Origin of the sequence: Pelomonas cellulosilytica (genome assembly GCF_021353265.1) — a bacterium.
Lineage (GTDB): Bacteria > Pseudomonadota > Gammaproteobacteria > Burkholderiales > Burkholderiaceae_C > Pelomonas > Pelomonas cellulosilytica.
Window position 1 is genome coordinate 151527 of the sequence record NZ_JAJTWU010000009.1, and the last position, 19835, is coordinate 171361.

Annotated in this window: 24 protein-coding genes; 17 read left to right on the top strand and 7 right to left on the bottom strand. The window is 69.0% G+C overall.

The genetic code is table 11. The features are described 5' to 3' along the window. Positions 1-97: 97 nt before the first annotated feature. Together LXT13_RS21635 and LXT13_RS21640 are read right to left on the bottom strand one after the other, a co-directional pair. The gene (locus LXT13_RS21635) at positions 98-871 is read right to left on the bottom strand and encodes a tetratricopeptide repeat protein (RefSeq protein ID WP_233374391.1); all 774 of its coding nucleotides are present in this window, start codon (positions 869-871) and stop codon (positions 98-100) included. Between the two features lie 13 nt (positions 872-884). Next, the gene (locus LXT13_RS21640) at positions 885-1547 is read right to left on the bottom strand and encodes a TetR/AcrR family transcriptional regulator (protein ID WP_233374392.1); all 663 of its coding nucleotides are present in this window, start codon (positions 1545-1547) and stop codon (positions 885-887) included. A gap of 61 nt (positions 1548-1608) precedes the next feature. Here LXT13_RS21640 and LXT13_RS21645 point away from each other — a divergent pair, with 61 nt between their 5' ends. The 17 genes from LXT13_RS21645 (at position 1609) to LXT13_RS21725 (ending at position 14199) form a co-directional block, all read left to right on the top strand. Continuing rightward, on the top strand, positions 1609-2532 hold the full coding sequence (locus LXT13_RS21645; RefSeq protein WP_233374393.1) for an ABC transporter ATP-binding protein: 924 nt from the start codon (positions 1609-1611) through the stop codon (positions 2530-2532). Beyond that, entirely contained in the window at positions 2529-3284 is a 756-nt protein-coding gene (locus tag LXT13_RS21650; protein ID WP_233374394.1) for an ABC transporter permease, read from the top strand. The genes LXT13_RS21645 and LXT13_RS21650 overlap by 4 nt, the downstream gene beginning before the upstream one ends. Before the next feature lie 28 nt (positions 3285-3312). Then, positions 3313-3552: a BolA family protein gene (locus LXT13_RS21655; protein ID WP_233374395.1), complete on the top strand. Its 240-nt coding sequence runs from the start codon at positions 3313-3315 to the stop codon at positions 3550-3552. Continuing rightward, complete coding sequence (hisG, locus tag LXT13_RS21660) at positions 3549-4208, top strand: ATP phosphoribosyltransferase (protein WP_233374396.1); 660 nt, start codon at positions 3549-3551, stop codon at positions 4206-4208. The genes LXT13_RS21655 and hisG overlap by 4 nt, the downstream gene beginning before the upstream one ends. Then, positions 4205-5512 (top strand): histidinol dehydrogenase, encoded by a 1308-nt coding sequence (hisD, locus tag LXT13_RS21665; protein ID WP_233374397.1) that lies wholly within the window; start codon positions 4205-4207, stop codon positions 5510-5512. Before hisG ends, hisD begins: the two co-directional genes overlap by 4 nt. Before the next feature lie 57 nt (positions 5513-5569). Further along, positions 5570-5803 (top strand): CopG family transcriptional regulator, encoded by a 234-nt coding sequence (locus LXT13_RS21670; protein WP_233374398.1) that lies wholly within the window; start codon positions 5570-5572, stop codon positions 5801-5803. Position 5804: 1 nt separating this feature from the next. Then, on the top strand, positions 5805-6272 hold the full coding sequence (locus LXT13_RS21675; RefSeq protein WP_233374399.1) for a PIN domain-containing protein: 468 nt from the start codon (positions 5805-5807) through the stop codon (positions 6270-6272). Next, on the top strand, positions 6269-7336 hold the full coding sequence (gene hisC / locus LXT13_RS21680; protein ID WP_233374400.1) for a histidinol-phosphate transaminase: 1068 nt from the start codon (positions 6269-6271) through the stop codon (positions 7334-7336). The genes LXT13_RS21675 and hisC overlap by 4 nt, the downstream gene beginning before the upstream one ends. Positions 7337-7345: 9 nt before the next feature. Next, positions 7346-7933, top strand: coding sequence for an imidazoleglycerol-phosphate dehydratase HisB (hisB, locus tag LXT13_RS21685; protein WP_233374401.1), 588 nt, complete (start codon positions 7346-7348; stop codon positions 7931-7933). Then, positions 7930-8577: an imidazole glycerol phosphate synthase subunit HisH gene (gene hisH / locus LXT13_RS21690; RefSeq protein ID WP_349254854.1), complete on the top strand. Its 648-nt coding sequence runs from the start codon at positions 7930-7932 to the stop codon at positions 8575-8577. Before hisB ends, hisH begins: the two co-directional genes overlap by 4 nt. 63 nt (positions 8578-8640) lie before the next feature. Beyond that, positions 8641-9390: a 1-(5-phosphoribosyl)-5-[(5-phosphoribosylamino)methylideneamino]imidazole-4-carboxamide isomerase gene (gene hisA, locus LXT13_RS21695; RefSeq protein WP_233374402.1), complete on the top strand. Its 750-nt coding sequence runs from the start codon at positions 8641-8643 to the stop codon at positions 9388-9390. Next, positions 9390-10169, top strand: coding sequence for an imidazole glycerol phosphate synthase subunit HisF (hisF, locus tag LXT13_RS21700; RefSeq protein WP_233374403.1), 780 nt, complete (start codon positions 9390-9392; stop codon positions 10167-10169). The genes hisA and hisF overlap by 1 nt, the downstream gene beginning before the upstream one ends. 12 nt (positions 10170-10181) lie before the next feature. Further along, the gene (gene rsmD, locus LXT13_RS21705) at positions 10182-10721 is read left to right on the top strand and encodes a 16S rRNA (guanine(966)-N(2))-methyltransferase RsmD (RefSeq protein WP_233374404.1); all 540 of its coding nucleotides are present in this window, start codon (positions 10182-10184) and stop codon (positions 10719-10721) included. 46 nt (positions 10722-10767) lie between these two features. Further along, positions 10768-11277: a pantetheine-phosphate adenylyltransferase gene (gene coaD, locus LXT13_RS21710; protein ID WP_233374405.1), complete on the top strand. Its 510-nt coding sequence runs from the start codon at positions 10768-10770 to the stop codon at positions 11275-11277. Between the two features lie 2 nt (positions 11278-11279). Next, positions 11280-11534 carry a YfhL family 4Fe-4S dicluster ferredoxin gene (locus LXT13_RS21715; RefSeq protein ID WP_233374406.1) on the top strand — a complete coding sequence of 85 codons (255 nt, stop codon included), beginning with the start codon at positions 11280-11282 and terminating at the stop codon, positions 11532-11534. A 70-nt stretch (positions 11535-11604) separates the two neighbouring features. Continuing rightward, on the top strand, positions 11605-12351 hold the full coding sequence (locus LXT13_RS21720; RefSeq protein ID WP_233374407.1) for a hypothetical protein: 747 nt from the start codon (positions 11605-11607) through the stop codon (positions 12349-12351). A gap of 186 nt (positions 12352-12537) precedes the next feature. Then, on the top strand, positions 12538-14199 hold the full coding sequence (locus LXT13_RS21725; RefSeq protein WP_233374408.1) for an outer membrane protein assembly factor BamB family protein: 1662 nt from the start codon (positions 12538-12540) through the stop codon (positions 14197-14199). A 27-nt stretch (positions 14200-14226) separates the two neighbouring features. Here the strand turns inward: LXT13_RS21725 and LXT13_RS21730 are convergent, their stop codons facing one another. From LXT13_RS21730 to cbiB, 5 genes are all read right to left on the bottom strand, one after another. Next, positions 14227-15342 (bottom strand): hypothetical protein, encoded by a 1116-nt coding sequence (locus LXT13_RS21730; RefSeq protein ID WP_233374409.1) that lies wholly within the window; start codon positions 15340-15342, stop codon positions 14227-14229. A gap of 99 nt (positions 15343-15441) precedes the next feature. Beyond that, positions 15442-16446 (bottom strand): S1/P1 nuclease, encoded by a 1005-nt coding sequence (locus LXT13_RS21735; RefSeq protein ID WP_233374410.1) that lies wholly within the window; start codon positions 16444-16446, stop codon positions 15442-15444. A gap of 47 nt (positions 16447-16493) precedes the next feature. Further along, entirely contained in the window at positions 16494-17939 is a 1446-nt protein-coding gene (locus tag LXT13_RS21740) for a cobyric acid synthase (RefSeq protein WP_233374411.1), read from the bottom strand. Then, positions 17936-18916, bottom strand: a complete 981-nt coding sequence (locus tag LXT13_RS21745) for an aminotransferase class I/II-fold pyridoxal phosphate-dependent enzyme (protein ID WP_233374412.1) — start codon at positions 18914-18916, stop codon at positions 17936-17938. Before LXT13_RS21745 ends, LXT13_RS21740 begins: the two co-directional genes overlap by 4 nt. Beyond that, positions 18913-19827 carry an adenosylcobinamide-phosphate synthase CbiB gene (cbiB, locus tag LXT13_RS21750; RefSeq protein ID WP_233374413.1) on the bottom strand — a complete coding sequence of 305 codons (915 nt, stop codon included), beginning with the start codon at positions 19825-19827 and terminating at the stop codon, positions 18913-18915. Before cbiB ends, LXT13_RS21745 begins: the two co-directional genes overlap by 4 nt. Between the last annotated feature and the right edge of the window lie 8 nt (positions 19828-19835).

The window sequence follows — 19835 nt, forward strand, 5'->3', positions numbered from 1 at the left end:
GGGTAGGAGGCGATGGCGTGGAGCTTACGTCGCCGTCGTGCTGCGTGCACCCCCGAAAGCGAGTGATCGGGTTGTGCCGGATGTCCCGCCTGGCGATTCACTCTTCCAGTTCTTCGCGGGCCAACTCAATGTCCAGCTGTTCCATCGCGTCCATCGCCTCGCAGGCCGCGGCGTCGGCGTACAGCTGCTCGGCTTCTTTCAGGCGCTTGTCGCCCTCCAGCATGACGAGGCCGTTGGCCCGCTCGATCATCGCGATGGCGCTGGTCGGATTCAGCTTGAGTGCCTGTTCGAACATCTTCAGGCCTGTGGCCGTGTCGGCGCCCTGCGTCTTGCCGAGCAACTTGCCGACCTTGTCGATGACCTCTGCATGGAAGGCGCCCAGCGCGATGTGGGCATCGGCATGCTTGGGGGCCAGCTTGATCGTGGTCTCCAGCGCCGTCTTCACCTTGACGCCCAGACCCTGGGCCAGCGCCTTGGCCACGCTGATACCCTGGCCGTAGCGGCCCAGCGCGTAGGCCTGCCAGTAATACGCATTGGCGTTCCCGGGGGCCTCCGCCTGCTGCGCCTCGGCGCGCTCGGCAATGGCCAGGAACATCTCCAGCTTCACCTTCTCCTTCTTCTCGAGGTAGTTGGCGTAGATGCCCTGAGCCTTGTTGGCCACGGTGATGCCGGCGCCGCCCGCGGCCACGCCGGCGTCGAAAGCGGCCTGGAACTCGCCGGCGTGGAAGTGGATCCAGGCCTGCTGGACGGCGGTGTCCTTGGGGAACGGTTCGGCGTCGCCGGCATGCAGCCGGGCCCAGTGCTTCTTCAGCGTGGCCGGCGTGTAGGTGAAAGCGGCGTTGTCGTAGGGAAAGGCGGTCCAGGTGGCCATCGCGTTGTCTCCTTCAGGGCTGTGGTTGGTAGTTGCCCGCGAGCTTGAAGAGGTGATCCTTGGAGGCCGGCTCCAGGTAGGGCAGCAGCAGGCTCAGTGCGTGGAAGGCGCCGCGCAGCAGGGCGCTGCCCGCGCGGTCGGGCTCCAGAGCATGGCGCGGGTCGCGCACGAATTCGTAGCTCAACCAGTAGCTCAGCACGACGACCATCGTGTTGGCCGTGGGCGCGGCGTCGCGCAGGTCCATCTTCAGCGCGCCACCCAGGTGCAGTCCTGACAGGACGTGCCGCATGGCCTGCTCCTTGTCCGCGAGCACGCGCTGGAAGTGGGTCTCGAGCCGGCGGTTCTTGAACAGCAGATCGTTCAGGTCACGGTACAGGAAGCGGTGCTTCCAGATCAGCTCGAACAGCATGTGGAAGAACAGCCACGCGTCCTCGACATGACGCACGTTGTCGGCCGCTGCCAGCAGCTCCCGCAGGTCGGCCTCGTAGCGGCCGAACAGCGCATTGACCAGCTCGTCCTTGGCCGGGTAGTGGTAGTAGAGGTTGCCCGGGCTGATCTTGAGTTCCGCCGAGATCAGCGTCGTCGAGACGTTGGGCTCGCCGAAGCGGTTGAAGAGGTCCAGCGTGACCTCCAGGATGCGCTCAGCGGTGCGGCGGGGTTTTTTGGGCTGGGACATGCTCGGGGCATTCTGGCAGCGAACAGCAGCAGGCATGGGGCCACTTCTAGAATCGCGGCCCATGCCGATTTCGACCGCCGCGCCTCCCGCCATCTCCTTCCAGAATGTCAAGAAAACCTACCGCGGCGGGCAGCTGAAGGCGCTGGATGGCGTCACGTTCGACATCCCCTGTGGCGAGTTCTTCGGGCTGCTCGGCCCCAACGGTGCAGGCAAGACGACGCTGATCAGCGTGCTCGCCGGCCTCGCCCGCGCCACCGAGGGCCGCGTGCGCGTCATGGGCCATGACGTCGTCGACGACTACGCCGCCGCGCGCAAGGCGCTGGGCGTCGTGCCGCAGGAGCTCGTGTTCGACCCGTTCTTCAGTGTGCGCGAGACGCTGCGCATCCAGAGCGGCTACTTCGGCGTGAAGAACAACGACGTCTGGATCGACGAGTTGCTGACCAACCTGGGCCTGGCCGACAAGGCCCACGCCAACATGCGTCAGCTGTCCGGCGGCATGAAGCGCCGCGTGCTCGTCGCGCAGGCGCTGGTGCACCGCCCGCCGGTCATCGTGCTCGACGAGCCGACCGCTGGCGTCGACGTGGAGCTGCGCCAGACGCTGTGGCAGTTCATCGCCAGGCTGAACAAGGAAGGTCACACGGTGCTGCTGACGACGCATTACCTCGAGGAGGCCGAGGCGCTGTGCCATCGCATCGGCATGCTGAAGTCCGGCCGCATCGTCGCGCTGGACCGCACATCGCAACTGCTGGCGCGCACGCATTCGACGATGCTGCGCTTCAAGACCGACGCGGCACTGCCGCCCGACATCGCCGCGCGGGCGCGAGTGACCGGCCGCATCGTGCAGGTCACGGCCCAGGATGCCGCCGAGGTGGAGACCACGCTGGCCGCGCTGCGGCAGCAGGGCGTGCCGGTGGAGGACCTGGAGATCGGCCGCGCCGACCTGGAGGACGTCTTCCTCGAGATCATGAAGGGAGGTCAGCCATGAACGGCGCCCGCACCCTGTTCTACAAGGAGGTGCTGCGCTTCTGGAAGGTGGCCTTCCAGACCGTCGCGGCGCCCGTGCTGACGGCGGTCATGTACCTGCTGGTCTTTGGCCACACGCTGGAGAACCACGTGAAGGTCTACGACACGGTGGGCTACACGCAGTTCCTGATCCCTGGACTCGTGATGATGAGCGTGCTGCAGAACGCGTTCGCGAACAGCTCGTCGAGCCTCATCCAGAGCAAGATCACCGGCAACCTGGTGTTCCTGCTGCTGACGCCGCTGTCGCCGCTGGCCTGGTTCGTTGCCTATGTGGGCGCGGCCGTCGTGCGTGGCGTTGCGGTCGGTGCGGGCGTGCTGATCGTCACGGCCTGGTTTGCGCCGCCGGGGCTGGACAACCTGTTTTGGATCCTGGCGTTCACCGTGCTCGGTGCCGGCCTGATGGGCACGCTCGGGCTGATCGCCGGTCTGTGGGCCGAGAAGTTCGACCAACTCGCCGCCTTCCAGAACTTCATCATCATGCCGATGACGTTCCTGTCGGGCGTCTTCTACTCGGTGCATTCGCTGCCGGGCTTCTGGCTAGGTCTGAGCCACTTGAATCCGTTCTTCTACATGATCGACGGCTTCCGGCGCGGCTTCTTCGGCGTCAGCGACGTGTCGCCGTGGCTGAGCCTGTCGGTCGTGGCAACCAGCTTCGTCGTGACCGCGGGGCTCGCTTTGTCGCTGCTGAAGAGGGGCTACAAGATCCGTTCTTAAAATCCGGGGTTTTCCTGAAGGACCCGAGATGGCCGACCCCACCCCGCAAGAAGTGCGCGACTTCATCGCCGCAGGCCTGCCCTGCGCGCACCTGGAAGTCGAGGGCGACGGTCGGCATTTCTTTGCCACCATCGTGTCCAGCGAGTTCACCGGCCTCACGCGCATCAAGCGGCACCAGCGCGTCTATGCGGCGCTTGGCGAGCGGATGCGCGAGCAGATCCATGCGCTGTCGATGAAGACGCTGGCGCCCGAGGAGTGGCAGGCATGACAGGGCTGACCCTCGCGCTGTCCAAGGGTCGCATCTTCGAGGAGACGCTGCCGCTGCTGCGCGCCGCGGGCATCGAGGTGCTGGAGGACCCGGAGACCTCGCGCAAGCTGATCCTGCCGACCAACCGCGACGGCGTTCGCATCGTCATGGTCCGCGCCAGCGACGTACCGACCTATGTGCAGTACGGCGGTGCCGACCTTGGCGTGGCCGGCCGCGACGTGCTGCATGAGCAAGCGCTGGCGCAGGGTGGCTCGCATGGCCTGTACCAGCCACTGGACCTGAATATCGCGCGCTGCCGCATGAGCGTCGCAACGCGCGCGGACTTCGACTACGCCGCCGCCGTGAAGCAGGGTTCGCGCCTGCGCGTCGCTACCAAGTACACCGAGATCGCGCGCCAGCACTTCGCCGACAAGGGCGTGCATGTGGACCTCATCAAGCTCTACGGCTCCATGGAACTCGCGCCGTTGACGGGCCTGGCCGATGCCATCGTCGACCTCGTCTCCACCGGCGGCACGTTGCGCGCCAACAAGCTGGTGGAGGTCGAGCAGATCATGGATATCTCGTCCCGTCTCGTCGTCAACCAGGCCGCGCTCAAGCTCAAGCGCGACACCCTCCGCCCCCTAATCGACGCCTTCGCCTCCGCAGTCTCCGCATGACCCTCATTCGCCAGCTCTCCACCGTCGCCGCCGACTTCGCCGCCGAATTCGAGCGCCTGCGCCATTGGTCGGCAGAGACGGATGCGGCCATCGAGGGCCGCGTGAAGGACATCCTGGCCGACGTGCAGGCCCGCGGTGACGCGGCCGTGCTGGACTACACCGCACGCTTCGACCGCGTGAACGCCCCCGGCATGGCGACGCTGGAGATCACGCAGGCCGAGCTGCAGGCCGCGCTGGCCGCCATCACGCCGGCCCAGCGCGATGCGCTGCAGGCGGCGGCGAAGCGCGTGCGGGCCTATCACGAGCGTCAGCTGCAGGCCAGCGGTCAGAGCTGGAGCTACCGCGACGAGGACGGCACGCTGCTGGGCCAGAAGGTCACGCCGCTGGACCGCGTGGGCCTCTACGTGCCCGGCGGTAAGGCGGCCTACCCCAGCAGCGTGCTGATGAATGCCATCCCGGCGCATGTGGCCGGCGTGCAGGACATCATCATGGTCGTGCCAACGCCGGACGGCGTGCGCAACCCGCTGGTGCTGGCCGCTGCAGCCGTCGCCGGCGTGCACCGGGCGTTCACCATCGGCGGCGCGCAGGCGGTGGCCGCGCTGGCTTATGGCACGGCGACCATCCCGCGCGTCGACAAGATCACCGGGCCGGGCAATGCCTACGTCGCCTCGGCCAAGAAGCATGTGTTCGGCCAGGTCGGCATCGACATGATTGCGGGCCCCAGCGAGATCCTGATCATTGCCGATGGCACGACACCGCCTGACTGGGTGGCCATGGACCTCTTCAGCCAGGCCGAGCACGACGAGCTGGCGCAGAGCATTCTGCTGAGCCCCGATGCTGCTTATCTGGAAGCCGTGCGCGCCAGCATGGAGAAACTGCTGCCGGCGCTGCCGCGCGAAGCCACCATCCGTGCGTCGCTGCAGGGCCGAGGCGCGTTGATCCACACCCGCTCCATGGAAGAGGCCTGCGAGATCAGCAACACCATCGCACCCGAGCACCTGGAGATCAGCGCCGCCGAGCCGGGCCGCTGGGAGCCGCTGCTGCGCCATGCCGGTGCGATCTTCATGGGGGCCTACACCAGCGAGAGCCTCGGTGACTATTGCGCCGGCCCCAACCACGTGCTGCCCACGGCCAGCACGGCTCGCTTTTCGTCACCGCTGGGCGTGTACGACTTCCAGAAGCGCAGCAGCCTCATCGAGGTCAGCGCCGAGGGTGCCCAGGTGCTGGGCCGCATCGCCAGCGAACTGGCCCACGGCGAGGGTCTGCAGGCCCACGCACGCGCGGCGGAATTGCGCCTGCGCTGAGTTGTCGCGAAAGACACGAAGTTCGTGCAACACGAACTTCGTGTTACCCTTCGGGTCATGAAGAACGTGACGGTCTCCATGGAAGACGACGTCGCCGAGTGGGCCCGGCTCGAGGCCGCGCGGCGCAACACCAGCGTATCGCGCCTGATCGGCGAGATGTTGGCCGAGAAGATGCGGCATGACGATGCCTACGAGCGCGCGATGCGCGAGGCGCTGGAGTGGCGCAGCTGGGGCAAGTCCAGCGGTCCCCGCGTGAAGCCCGACGACGTGAGTGAACGCCGGCGCTCCTGACATGGCCGCCACGCCCACCGTCTTCGTTGATGCGAACGTGCTGCTGCACGCGTTCGACGACAACGACCTCGACAAGCAACAGCGCTCGCGTCAGTGGCTGACCGAATGCTGGCTGCGCCGCTGCGGCCGGCTCAGCAATCCGGTGCTCAACGAGTTCTACGCCAACGCGCGCAAGCGCTTCGCGACCGCCATCTCCGCCGGCGACGCCCGCGCCGAGGTGCGCCGCTACCAGGTCTGGCTGCCGTGGCAGATCGACCAGCCTACCGTCGAGACCGCTTGGGCCGCCGAGAGCCGCTACCAGCTCAGCTACTGGGACGCGTTGATGGTGGCCGCGGCCCAGCACATGGGCTGCAGCTTTCTGCTGACCGAAGACCTGCCGCATGACCAGCGCATCGACAAGCTGCGCGTCCTCAACCCCTTCCTCGTCGGCCCTGAGTTGCTGGACGAGCCGACCACCGAAACGCCATGAGTCGCTTCTGGAGCGAGGTCGTCCACGGCCTCACGCCCTATGTTCCCGGCGAGCAGCCCCGCATCGAGGGCCTCGTCAAGCTGAACACGAACGAGTGCCCGTATCCGCCCAGCGATGCCGCGTTGCACGCCATCGCCGCGGCGACGGGCGAAGGCCTGCGCCTGTACCCCGACCCGGAGGCCCGTGCGCTGAAGGAGGCTATCGCCCGCCACCACGGCGTGCCGGTGAGCCACGTCTTCGTCGGCAACGGTTCCGACGAGGTCCTGGCCCACACCTTCCATGCGCTGCTGCGCCACCCGGCGCCGCTGCTGTACCCCGACGTCAGCTACAGCTTCTACCCCGTCTACGCGAAGCTCTACGGCATCACGCCCCGCGAGGTCCCGCTGGCCGACGACTTCAGCCTGCGTGTGGACGACCTGCTGGCCGCCGGACCCAACGGCGGCATCATCTTCCCGAACCCCAACGCGCCGACCGGCATCGCCATGCCGCGCGCCGAGGTGGAGCGGCTGCTGCGGGCCAACATGGCGTCGGTCGTCGTCGTGGACGAGGCCTATGCTGAGTACGGTGCCGAGAGTGCGATCCCGCTGGTCGCGCAGCACGAGCAGCTGCTGGTCGTGCGCACGCTGTCCAAGTCGCATGCGCTGGCCGGCCTGCGGGTGGGCTATGCCATCGGCCAGCCGGCGCTCATCGAGGCTCTCACGCGCGTCAAGGACAGCTTCAACTCCTATCCGCTGGACCGTTTGGCCATCGCCGGCAGCGTAGCGGCGCTGGATGACGCCGACTGGCTGGCCCGCACGCGCGAGCGTGTCATCGCCACGCGCGAGCGCATGAGCGCGGCGCTGCGCGAGCGGGGCGCCACGGTGCTGCCGTCGGCCGCCAACTTCATCTTCGCCAGCTTCCCGGGCCGCGACGCCGCCGCGCTGCTGGCCGCGTTGCGTGAACACAAGGTGCTGGTGCGCCACTTCAAGCGCCCGACGCGCATCGCGCCCTTCCTGCGCATCAGCGTGGGCACGGACGCCGAGACCGATGCGCTGATCTTCGCCCTCGACGCCATCCTTCGCTGAGACCTGAACATGAGAATCGCCGAAGTCACCCGCAACACACGCGAGACCCGCATCACCGTGCGCGTCAACCTCGACGGCACCGGCCAGTCCAAGCTGCAGACCGGCATCGGCTTCTTCGACCACATGCTGGACCAGATCGCCCGCCACGGCCTCATCGACCTGGACGTGCACTGCGAGGGCGACCTGCACATCGACGGCCACCACACGGTGGAAGACGTGGGCATCACGCTGGGCATGGCGGTCGCGCAGGCGGTGGGCGACAAGGCGGGCCTGACGCGCTACGGCCACAGCTACGTGCCTCTGGACGAGGCGCTGTCGCGCGTCGTCATCGACCTGTCCGGCCGCCCGGGCCTGCACATGGACGTCACGTTCACGGCCGGCAGCATCGGCGCCTTCGACACGCAGCTGACCTTCGAGTTCTTCCAGGGCTTCGTCAACCACGCGCTGGCCACCGTGCACATCGACAACCTGAAGGGCCACAACGCCCACCACCAGGCCGAGACGATGTTCAAGGCCTTCGGCCGCGCGCTGCGCATGGCGACGACGGCCGACCCTCGCTCGGCGGGGGTCATTCCCTCTACCAAGGGTTCTCTGTGAGCCGGCGCGTCGCCGTCGTCGACTACGGCATGGGCAACCTGCGCTCGGTGTCGCAGGCCGTCATCCACGCGGCCGCGGGTCAGGGGTTCGACGTCGATATCACGGCCGACCCCGACGTGATCCGCGCTGCCGAGCGCGTCGTGCTGCCCGGCCAAGGCGCCATGCGCGACTGCATGGCCGAGCTGGCCGCTTCCGGCGCCAAGGAGGCCGTGCTGGAGGCGGCAGCCGCCAAGCCGCTGCTGGGCGTGTGCGTCGGCATGCAGATGCTGCTGGACCACAGCGAGGAGCAAGACACGCCGGGCCTGGGTCTGATCCCCGGGCGCGTGCAGCGTTTCCGGCTGGAGGGCCGGCTGCAGGACGACGGCAGCCGCTTCAAGGTGCCGCAGATGGGCTGGAACCGCGTGCACCAGCCGCGGGCACATCCGGTGTGGGATGGCATCCCCGACCAGAGCTGGTTCTACTTCGTGCACAGCTTCTACGCGACGACCGCGTTGCCCGAACACAGCGTCGGCGAGACCGACTACGGCCTTCGCTTTACCTGTGCAGTGGCGCGGGATAACATTTTTGCGACCCAATTCCACCCCGAGAAAAGTGCTGCGCTGGGCCTCGCCCTGTACCGCAACTTCCTTCATTGGAAGCCCTGATCGCCAAGAGCTGATCCGCACTTTCTCGTCCCCGACCTTCCCCCAGCCCTACCGCCCTCGGCCATGCTGCTGATCCCTGCCATCGACCTGAAAGACGGTCGCTGCGTCCGCCTCAAGCAAGGCGACATGAACGACTCCACCACCTTCGGCGAGGACCCGGCCGCGATGGCCCGGCGCTGGGTGGATGCCGGTGCCCGCCGCCTGCATCTGGTGGACCTGAACGGCGCCTTTGCCGGCAAGCCGGTCAATGAGCCCGCCATCAAGGCCATCATCAAGGCCGTGGGCGACGAGATCCCCATCCAGCTCGGCGGCGGCATCCGAGATCTCGACACCATCGAGCGCTACCTCGATGATGGCCTGAGCTTCGTCATCATCGGCACTGCTGCGGTGAAGAGCCCCGGCTTCCTGAAGGACGCCTGCACGGCCTTCGGCGGCCACATCATCGTGGGGCTGGACGCCAAGGATGGCAAGGTCGCGACCGACGGCTGGAGCAAGCTGACCGGCCACGAGGTCGTCGATCTGGCCAAGAAGTTCGAGGACTACGGCGTCGAAGGCGTCATCTACACCGACATCGGGCGCGACGGCATGCTGACCGGCATCAACATCGACGCCACCGTCAAGCTGGCCCAGGCGCTGACCATCCCCGTCATCGCGTCGGGCGGTCTGTCTGACATCGCCGACATCGAGCGGCTGTGCGCCGTCGAGCGCGAGGGCGTGGAAGGCGTCATCTGCGGCCGGTCCATCTATACCGGTGCCCTCGATTTCGCTGCCGCGCAGAAGCGCGCCGACGAGCTGCTGGCGGCGGCCGGCTGATGTTGGCCAAGCGCATCATCCCCTGCCTGGACGTCACGGCCGGCCGCGTCGTCAAGGGCGTCAACTTCGTCGGCCTGCGCGACGCGGGCGACCCTGTCGACATCGCCGCCCGCTACAACGAGCAGGGCGCCGACGAGATCACCTTCCTCGACATCACCGCCACCAGCGACGGCCGCGACCTGATCCTGCACATCATCGAGGCCGTTGCCAGCCAGGTCTTCATCCCGCTGACAGTGGGGGGCGGTGTGCGCTCGGTGGCTGACGTGCGCCGGCTGCTGAATGCCGGGGCCGACAAGGTCAGCTTCAACTCCGCGGCCGTGGCCGACCCCGAGCTGATCCGCGCCGCGAGCGACCGGTACGGCGCGCAGTGCATCGTCGTCGCCATCGACGCCAAGCGCCGGCAGGGCGACGACCTCGCCGCGCGCGGCCCGGGCTGGGATGTCTACACGCACGGCGGGCGCAAGAACGTGGGCCTGGACGCCGTGGCCTGGGCGAAGCAGATGGCCGATTTCGGCGCCGGCGAGATCCTTCTGACCAGCATGGACCGCGACGGCACGAAGAGCGGCTTCGACCTGGAACTCACCCGCGCGGTGTCCGACGCCGTGCCCGTACCCGTCATCGCATCCGGCGGCGTCGGCGGCCTGGACGATCTGGCCGACGGCATCACGAAAGGCGGCGCAGACGCCGTGCTCGCCGCCAGCATCTTCCACTTCGGCCAGCACACGGTGGGCGAGGCCAAGGCGCTGATGGCTGCGCGCGGTATTCCCGTCCGGCAGTAGTTCGTGGGAGAGGTGCGCATCATCGGGGGGCAGTGGAAGCGCTCCAAGCTGCCGGTGCCCGATGTTCCCGGCCTGCGTCCGACGTCGGACCGCGTGCGGGAGACCCTGTTCAACTGGCTCGGGCAGACGCTCGCCGGCTGGCGCGTGCTGGACGCATTCGCGGGCAGTGGTGCGCTGGGCTTCGAGGCCGCCTCGCGTGGCGCGGAGGCCGTCGTGATGGTCGAGCGTGAGGCCGTGTTGGTGGATGGCCTGCGGGCCAGCCAGAAGCGCCTGCAGGCGGCCGCCGTCACGATCCATCGTGCGAACGCGCTGAACTGGATGGGCGCTTGCACGGCGCGCTTCGACCTGATCCTGCTGGACCCGCCGTTCGCCGACGACCTGTTCGATCGCGCCCTTGCCGCCGCGGCGCCGCTTCTGGCCGACGATGGTCTGCTGTACGTCGAGTCGCCGCACGGCATGCAGCCGCCCGCCGGATTGACCGTCTGGCGGCAGGGCCGCGCGGGCGCCGTGCACTATCAGCTGCTGCGACGCGAGGACAATCCGGCCTCATGATCACGCCTCCCACGCCCGCTTCGTTCGTTGCCCGGGCGGCACTCAGATGACCTCCCGCACTACGATCACTGCCGTCTACCCAGGCACCTTCGACCCGATCACGTTGGGCCATGAGGACCTGATGCGCCGAGCCGCCGGCATGTTCGAGCGCCTGGTGCTGGCTGTGGCGGTGGGCCATCACAAGAAGACGATGTTCTCGCCGGAGGAGCGGCTGGCGATGGCACAGGAGGTTGCGGCCCAGTGCTGCCCGCAGGGCAATGTCGAGGTCATCGCCTTCGAGGGTCTGCTACGCGACTTCGTGCGCACCCACCAGGGCCGCGTCGTCGTGCGCGGCCTGCGCACCGGCGGCGACTTCGAATACGAGTTCCAGATGGCCGGTATGAACCGCAAGCTGATGCCGGAGGTCGAGACCATCTTCCTGACGCCGGGTGAGCATCACCAGTACACGTCCAGCACCTTCGTCCGAGAGATCGCGACGCTGGGCGGCGAGGTGTCGGAGTTCGTGTCGCCCGGCGTTCTGGCGCGGCTGAACGAGCGCTGCCGGAAGGGGGGCTGACGATGGCGCTGATGATCACCGACGAATGCATCAACTGCGACGTGTGCGAGCCCGCCTGCCCCAACCAGGCGATCTCGATGGGCGAGGAGTTCTACAGGATCGACCCGGCCAGGTGCACCGAATGCGTCGGACATTTCGACGAGCCGCAATGTGTCTCGCTGTGCCCAGTTGCCTGCATCCCCGTCGACCCCGCACACGTGGAAAACCGGCAGACGCTGCTGCAGAAATACCAGCGGTTGACCGACACGGCGAGTTAACAAGCGCACACCTTTGCTAACGCCGGCAACCGGCGTGCCTCCCTAGAGTCGCGAGCGACCAGGAGGCATCGTGGACCGCAACAGCAACGACCGCCACAGCACGCCGCTCGAAGGTGCGAGCCCGGAAACGGGCCGGCTCCCCGTTGCGCCATCGCCATTTGTTTGCCAGCCGTGCCGGAGATTCGACCGGCTCATGTTGCGGCTGGGCGCTGCGCTCGCGCTATGCGCGTGGCTGCCGACGCACAGTACGGCGCAGACAGCCACGATCGGCAGTGATGTTCGCGCGCCGGGGTGCCTCCTGGTCGACAGCTCCCTGTCGCTGCTCCCGCAGGGCGGCAGCGTCGCCCGGGCCGCACCTGCGGTGGCAAACGCCGCCGCCGGCCAGCCACCGTTGCTCGACCTGTTCTCGCGCAGCGACGTGCGCGGCGTCACGCCGACCCGGTCCACCGGCGCCACGTGGGACGCCAGCGTCAGGTCCGGCGCGACCGATGCTCCCGCCCGCTTCGCCATCGATGCAGCCGGTGCTCGGGGGCTGCTGGCCATGGCCGTCGCCATGCCGCTCGGCGAAGCCCGCCGCCCGGCCTTCGAGCCGGCCCGGTTGCAGACGACGGGTCTGGTCGCCGGGCCGGTGCGCGCGCTGTCTCCAGCGCTGGCCGCCAGCAGCGCGTCCGAACACACCGACATCGACCTCGGCCTTCCGCTCGGCAGGGCCGCGAGGCTCATTGGCTCCCGCGGCATGCTGGGCGGGCCGCGATCCTGCGTCTTGACGTCGGGCACGGCTGCAGGCGAGGCCGGCCGTCGCGCGGTCTGGGTCTGACGGCTCAGCGCCGCTCTACATAGTTCTCCCCGTTCAGCCACAGCACGCCGCCATTTTTTGAGTCAGTGAGCAGCACGCGCGTCGTAGTCGATGCAAAGCAGCAGGCCGTCCGTGCGCTAGCGGCGCGCGGCGCTCGAAGCGCTGCCCCCGGATAGACTGCCGGCCTTTTTGCTGCCAGCGTTCGTCATGCGTCGCCTCTTATCCCTGGTTTGTCCACTTCTTCTTGCCGCATGTGGTGGCGGAGGAGGCGGTGGGGCAAATGGCGGGGGGAGCGGCGGCGGCACGAGCGGTGGCGTCGACAACAGTTGGCTGAGCTTCTCGCCCACCGTCAGTGAGGTGACTGCTTACGCGGGCGAATCGACATCGTTCACGATCACAGCGACGTCGAGCAAAGTCATTGATGGTGTTTTCAACCTGGCCGTCATCGACGGCCGTGGCGTCGTGAGCACCGACCTTGATGTTCGCAACCCGTCGCCGCTCACCTATACCGCGTCGCTCAAGGTGGCCTCCACGTTGGCTGCGGGAACCTATGAAGGCCGCTTCGAAGTCAGGCTTTGCAGAGATGTGCCCACCACATGCGCGCAGCCCATCGCCGGTTCCCCCTGGCAGGTGCCCTACAAGATCACTGTTCAGCCGGTATCCAATCTGACGCCGCTCACGTCATTGACAGGCGCCGCTGGGTGGTCCACCTATCAGGGCAATGCGGCACACACGGGCTTCGTCGATGCCAGCGTTTCCGCGTCGAACTTCAACAGGCGCTGGGTGCGGGACATCATGGCGGGCGCCGTGTCGACGGATTCCGGTCGCGTTTTCGTCAGTGGCCCAGAGAACAGATCACTTCCCCTCAGGGCATTGAGCGAGCATGACGGAAGCGACCTGTGGCAACTGTCGACAGCCAAGGTATTGATCAGCGGCCCTGCAAGCGCTGGAGGCAAAGTATGGGTGTTGGCGCAGCCCACGGACTTCGGCAGTGCAGGCTGGGAGTTTTGGGCCATTGACGCGGCTACTGGGACGCAATTGACTCGCGCCCCACTTGACTCCGATGTCTTCCAAAGTCCGCGCCTGGCGCCCGTACCTGATGGAGGTAGTGTCTATTTCGCTGCGGACACCGGAATCTCCATCGGCCGGCGCAGCCAGAGCGACGGTAAGCCAGAGTGGCTCCATTTCGCCTATTCCAATCGTATCGAGCGCTGGACGCCAACGGTCGGAGGCGGGTGGGCGATGGTGTTCGATTTGGGCTCCCTCCATGTGACGGATTTAGCCACCGGCACTCAGAGCTTCGACATCCAAGGGCCCAAGCCCTTGTCTGGATCCGGCGTATGGCGGGCGAACGGCGCGCCAGCACTCGGTCCGAATGGCTTGGCTTATGCGACGGCTTACAACACCCCGTTTGGCTCTCAATACGGTGCCGGGCAGCTCGTCGCATTCGACTTGAATGCGCGCAGCGTTCGTTGGTCGAGCAGCCTGAATACGGTGCGCTCCAATCCCGTTCTTGCGCGCGGCGTCGTGTACGTGACGCTGGATAGTCGGACGCTTTTGGCGGTGGATGCTGCGACTGGGGCGGAGTTGTGGCGTTGGGATGTGCCGAAGCCGGCCGTCGACCCCAGCGCGCCGACGTCCGTCCCCGGCAGTTATGGGCCGGACGCGCCGCTGCTGGTCGTCGGTGACTACGCCTTCATGGGGGTTGACCAGATGACTTACGCCGTGGATTTGCGCACGCACAAACTGGCCTGGCAGTACCCGCTGTCCGGTCAGATGGCGGTGTCCGCCAACGGAGTTCTTTTCATTTCCAGCGATCAGAACGGCGTTGGCAATGTCAGCAAGCTCGTGGCCATCAACTTGCGTTGACCTGGGTTCAAAGCACTTTGCGACGCTTCAGCGTCGCTCCACGTAGCTCTCCCCGTCCAGCCACAGCACGCCCCCTGGCTTCTTGGGGTCAGTGATCAGCACGCGCTGCTCGCGCGAGCCGTCCTCGTAGTCGATGCGCAGCAGGAGGCCGTCCGTGCGGTAGCGGCCGCGGCGCTCACCGGACCCGCCGCGGGTGACGACGGAGGTGTCGCCAGCCTGCGCCGTGCTGCCCACCGCGCCGCTGCGCACGACGCCGCCGTCGGCGGCGAAGCGGTATTCGTCCACCACCGTGACCGACTGCTGGCCGCCCACGGCGATGTTGCCGACGCCGCTCGTGCTGCGAAAACGCCCGGCCAGCCGCAGGTCTGCCGGCAGGCGGGCATAGGTGTTGTCGAAGGGCAGGTCCTCCCATTGGCCGTTCTTCAGCACCTGCACCTTGCCGCCCTGGCGGCGCCAGCGGCTCCAGTCGTCGGCATGGGCGGAGCGGTGGGCGTTCATGCCGCCGGCATAACGCAGGCCGGACACGTCCTTCAGCACCTCGCCGGACTTGAACAGCACGACCGGGAAGATGTCCAGCGCGATGAACCCGCCCATGCCCATCTTGGGGCGCGTGTCGAAGGCGAAGCTGTCGATCTGCTCCAGCGTCGCAGCAGCCACCGGAGCCGCGGGCGGCACGGTGGACGGTGTGGTGGGCGACTTGAGTGGTGGGGCCGTTGGTGCGAGGGCGGGCGGCGGTGATACCGGCGCCGGCGCGGCGGCCAGCTCGCGGCCGAAGCGTGCGTCCGGCAGCTGCGTCAGTGAGGCGGCGGCCCGGCAATCGTCGGCGCCCTTGCTGTGCGCCATCTGCACGATCAGCTGGGCGGCGCGGTCTACCTGGGCGGCGAAGCTGGGGTCGGCGCGCAGCGCCGTCGTGCGCGAGCGCATCGCGTCGACGCCGTTGTCGGCCTGCCAGCGTTGCACCTGTTCGCGCTGCGTGGCGGTGTAGCGGCCGGCACAGCCATCGTCGAGACGGTCGAAGGTCGTGACGAAGATGGCGGCCTGGATGAGTGCGCGGTCCGGCTGCGCGGTGGCGATGCCCGTGGTGGCCACCGCCAAGCAGGCTAGCAGGGCAGCTCGCGTACGGCGCGCGGGCTGGAGAGGCATGGGCGACGCGGGCATCGGCGGTGCGGCGAGTTTGCGGCTCGCAAGTGGAGTGCCGCGCCGAGCCGGCGGCAAGCCCTAGTCTGCTAGACGCCGCCGTGTTCAGCGCAGCAGCGCCCTCAACACCTGCGCGAGCCGCGCGCCCGCGATCGTCAGCTGCTGGCGCTTGATGGCGTCCATTCGGGCGTCGTAGCCGCCGGGCAGCGCGACCGTCCAGCGCGAAGCCTGGCGGGGCGAGAACACGAGCCCGTCGAAGGCGGGGCCGGCCGCGCTCAGGGCCTGGGTGGCCCAGAGCGCAGGCCAGTCGGCCGGGTCGCCGGCATCCACGGGGACCTGGCGCGCCTCAGCCAGCCATGCGGTGTCCACATGGGCGGGCCGCAACGATTCGGGCACGGCATCCCAGAGGCCGTGCAGCTTGGCCGCCGGCGTCGCGGTGGCAGCGGCGATGTAGAGGCTGTTGCCGCCGATGGTGTTGCTGGCGGGGTCGAAACCCTGCTGATCCGGGTCCAGCCGCTCGCCACCCGCGCCGAGGTAGACGGAGCCGACATGCAGCGGCTGGTGCACGTCGCCCACCAGGTGCACCAGCACCAGCAGCGCCTCGCGCGGACCGCGATAGTCCGGCGGGCCGGACGTAGGCCGGCGCTGCAGCACGCGAATGGCTTGCCGCAGCGCGCCCACGACGTCGTCCGGCCGCGTGCCGGTGAGGCCCGGCCGGTAGTGGCTGCGCTGCAGCGTCACGTCGGTGTAGTGCGTCTGCTTGTGGCAGGGCTCTTCACCGTACAGCGTGCACTGCCTGTCGTTGCGGCGCACATAGTCGGCCATCTCGGCGATGAGCTCGGGCGTTTCCAGCGGCAGACACTCGGGATATTGGCCTGCCGTCGCGTACTCGAAGTCCCGACGCGGGGCGATGCCCTTGGCGCAGTCGGCCCACACGGCGGCCAGCGGCAGCGGGATGTCGTCCAGCAGCTCCCGCACGCGGGCCTCGGTGGTGCTGCCCTTCAGCAGCCCGGCCGCAACGGTGGCGACCGTCTGGTGCGCGTCGGCTCCCCAGGCTTGGGCGAGCGTGGACATGAGTGCGAGCGCGGCGGTGATGAGGAGTCGGTGCATCCGCGGGAACGATCCAGAGGCCGTCAAGCCCGCCATGTTGCCTGGACCTATGCGATCAGCCGCGCCAGTGCACCCGGCTGGAAGTGCGCGTCGACGAAATCCGCCAGGCCATCGAACACGGCCTCCAGCGGCCGGCCAGCCTGACCGAACAGCGCTTGCAGCACGGCCGGCTGCTCGAACAGGCCGTGGGCATAGACGCCCAGCACGCGGCCGGCCTGCCAGCCGATGGGCTCGCCCGCACCATTGCGCAGCGCGACGCGCGGCGGCGCCAGCGCAGGGTGGGGCTGCGTGCGGCCGTGGCGGATCTCGTAGCCCTGGGCCTCTACGCCGCCCAGCCCGGCCCAGGGACCGTCCAGCGCGTCGAACCGCAGCGCCGTGTTGCGCAGCAGCTTGTCGGGCTCGAAAGCCGTCACCAGCGGCAGCAGGCCCAGACCCGGCGCGTTGCCGTCGATGCCATGCGTGTCTACCAGCGCTTCGCCCAGCATCTGCAGGCCGCCGCAGATGCCCAGCACGGGGCCGGGGTGGGCGTGAATGGCCGCATCCAGCTCCTGCGCGCGCAGCCAGGCCAGGTCCGCCGCGGTGGCCTTGCTGCCGGGCAGGATGACCCAGTCCGCGCCGGCCAAGTCGCGCGGCTCGCGGGCCCAGCTCAGGCGCACGCCCGGCAGCTGGCGCAGCGGCTGGAACTCGTCAAGGTTGGACAGCCGGGGGTAGGCGACGATGGCGATGTGCAGGCCGCTGCCGGCGGCCGCATCGTCGAAGACGCCGTCCTCTTCGGGCAGGCCGTGGCCGCGCCACATCGGCAGCGTCGCGACGGTGGGCACGCCGGTCAGGCGCTGCAGTTCCTCGGGGCCGGGCGACAGCAGCGAGGCGTCGCCGCGGAAGCGGTTCAGCACGAAGCCCCTCACCTGCTCGCGCACGTCAGCCGGCATCAGCTGGTGGGTGCCGTAGAGGTGGGCGAAGGCGCCGCCGCGGTCGATGTCGGTGACGAGCAGGCAGGCGGCCTGCGCGTCGCGAGCCGTGCCGAGGTTGACGTAGTCGCTGGTCGCGAGGTTGATCTCGGCCGGCGAGCCGGCGCCCTCGATGACGACGACATCGTTCTCGGCCTGCAGCGCGCGCAGCGCCGCACTGGCCCGCGGCGCCAGCAGCGCGCTGCGCTTGCGCCACGGCATGCGGGAGAGCTGCGCGTCCACTTCGCCCAGCACGACGACCTGGCTCTGCGTGTCGGCCTCGGGCTTGAGCAGCACCGGGTTCATGCGCACCTCGGGCACGCGGCGGGCGGCCAGTGCTTGGAAGTACTGCGCGCTGCCGATCTCGCCAAGCCGTCCGTCCGGGCCTGGCACGACGCGCGCGTTGTTGCTCATGTTCTGCGCCTTGAACGGCGCGACTGTCAGGCCCTGGCGTGCATACCAGCGGCACAGCGCCGTGGCCAGCCAGCTTTTGCCGGCGCCGCTGGTTGTGCCCAGCACCATGACGGCCTTGCCTTGCGGGCTCATGAGTCCTCGCCTTCGATTTCCAGCAGCGCCTCCTGCAGCGCCTGCTGGGCCACCGGTGGCTGGGCCGACACGCGCACCCAGCCGTCCAGGCCGAACGAGGCGGCGTCCCGCACGCGGATGCCGTGCTCGCGCAGCCGCAGGCCGATGTCGGGCCGCGGCGGGCGGGCCAGCCAGAAGTTCGTGGAGCTCGGGCGTTGCAGCCAGTCCACGTCGGCCAGCATCGCGCGCTGGGACGTCGTCCATCGGCGCAGCTCGGCACGGGCGTCGGCCAGCCAGGCCTGCGTGTCGGCCTCGGGCCAGTGCATCAGCATTGCGACGCCTTCGGCCGACAGGACCCAGCTCGGCGCGAGCGACAGCGCGTGGCACCACGCCTCGTCGGCCGCCGACGCGACGATGTAGCCGGCACGAATGCCGGTCAGCCCCAGCGCCTTGTTCGGGCAGATGAGCTGCCAGGCGCCCGGCGGCAGCGCGGGCGCATCGCCGGACAGCCGCAGCGGCTCGTAGGCGCGGTCGACGACGACCAGCGCGTCCAGCGCTGGCCAGTCGGCGTGGCTCTCGCCCGTCGGGTTGGCGGGCTCGCAGATCCACACGAGGGCAGGCGCGGCGGGGCGGATGTCGGCGGGCGTGGCATAGGGCTTCACGGTAAGCCCCAGCGCGCGGGCGGCGAGCGCATAGTCGCCGAAGCCGGGCTGCGGCACCCACACTTCGCGCCGCCCGGCCAGCATCGCGGCCAGCGTCAGCCGGCGGATGCCCTCGGCGCCGCCGGCCGTCGGCAGGATGAGGTTGGCCTCGCCATCGCCGGCCAGGCGCCGGCGCAGCACGCGGTAGCCGGGGTCGGGGTAGCGGGTGCGGTCGGCCGCCTGCACGGCCCGCAGCAGCGCCGGCGGCGGACCCAGCGGGCTGGCGTTGGTGGAGAAATCGTGCAGCGCCGGCGGGCCGTCGTCGGGCCCGCCGTGCTCGGCTTGCAAAGGTGTCATGAAGCGCTCCTCAAGGCCCAGGCCAGGCCGGCCATCAGCACGGTACCCGCGACGACGGCTTGCTGCGCGACGCCGCAGGCCGCCTGCAGGTCGCCGGGCCGGGCCGCTGTGCCCTCGGCATGCAGCGTGTAGACGCCGGGCTTGGACAGCCGGCGGCCCAGCCGCAGCGCCATCGCCGCCATCGGCCAGCCGCTGTTGGGCGACGGCGTGCGGCGGGCCTCGCGCGGCAGCGCCCGCAGCGACGGCGGCCACAGCAGCAGCGCGGTGACGCGCGCCGGCAGCCACGACAGCAGGTCGTCCGCGCGCGCGGCCCACTTGCCGCTCCATTCGCGCTCGTCGCGGTAGCCCCACATCGCATCGGCCGTGTTCGCAAAACGGTAGACGGCCGCGCCCGGCAGGCCGAAGACGGCGAACCAGAACAGCGGCGCGATGACCGAGTCGTTGAGGTTCTCGGCCAGCGTCTCGATGGCGGCCTCGCGCACCTCGGTCTCGGTCAGCGCCGACGTGTCGCGGCTGACCAGACGCGACAGCCGCGCGCGGCCGGCGTCCAGTGACTGCTGCAGTGCGACCTCGACGGCCAGCGCCTCGTCGGACAGCATGCGCCAGGCCAGCAGCGGCTTCAGCAGCAGCCCCGTCAGCAGCGCCGCGCCCAGCAGGCGTGGCCACGAGGTCGCCGGTTGCAGGCCGATCAGCACCCAGCCTGCCAGCCACAGTGCGACGAAGGCCACGCCGGCCGCGCCCACCAGCCATGCGAGCGCGCCGGCCGTGAACGCCAGTGCAGGCGGCAGGCGCGTCAGCTTGAACCAGCCGAGGTAGCGGCCCATCGCGACGACCGGATGCGCCCACGCCGGCGGCTCGCCCCACAGGCGGTCCACCGACAGTGCGACGACGAGGGACAGCGGCAGCAGCATGCGGTCAG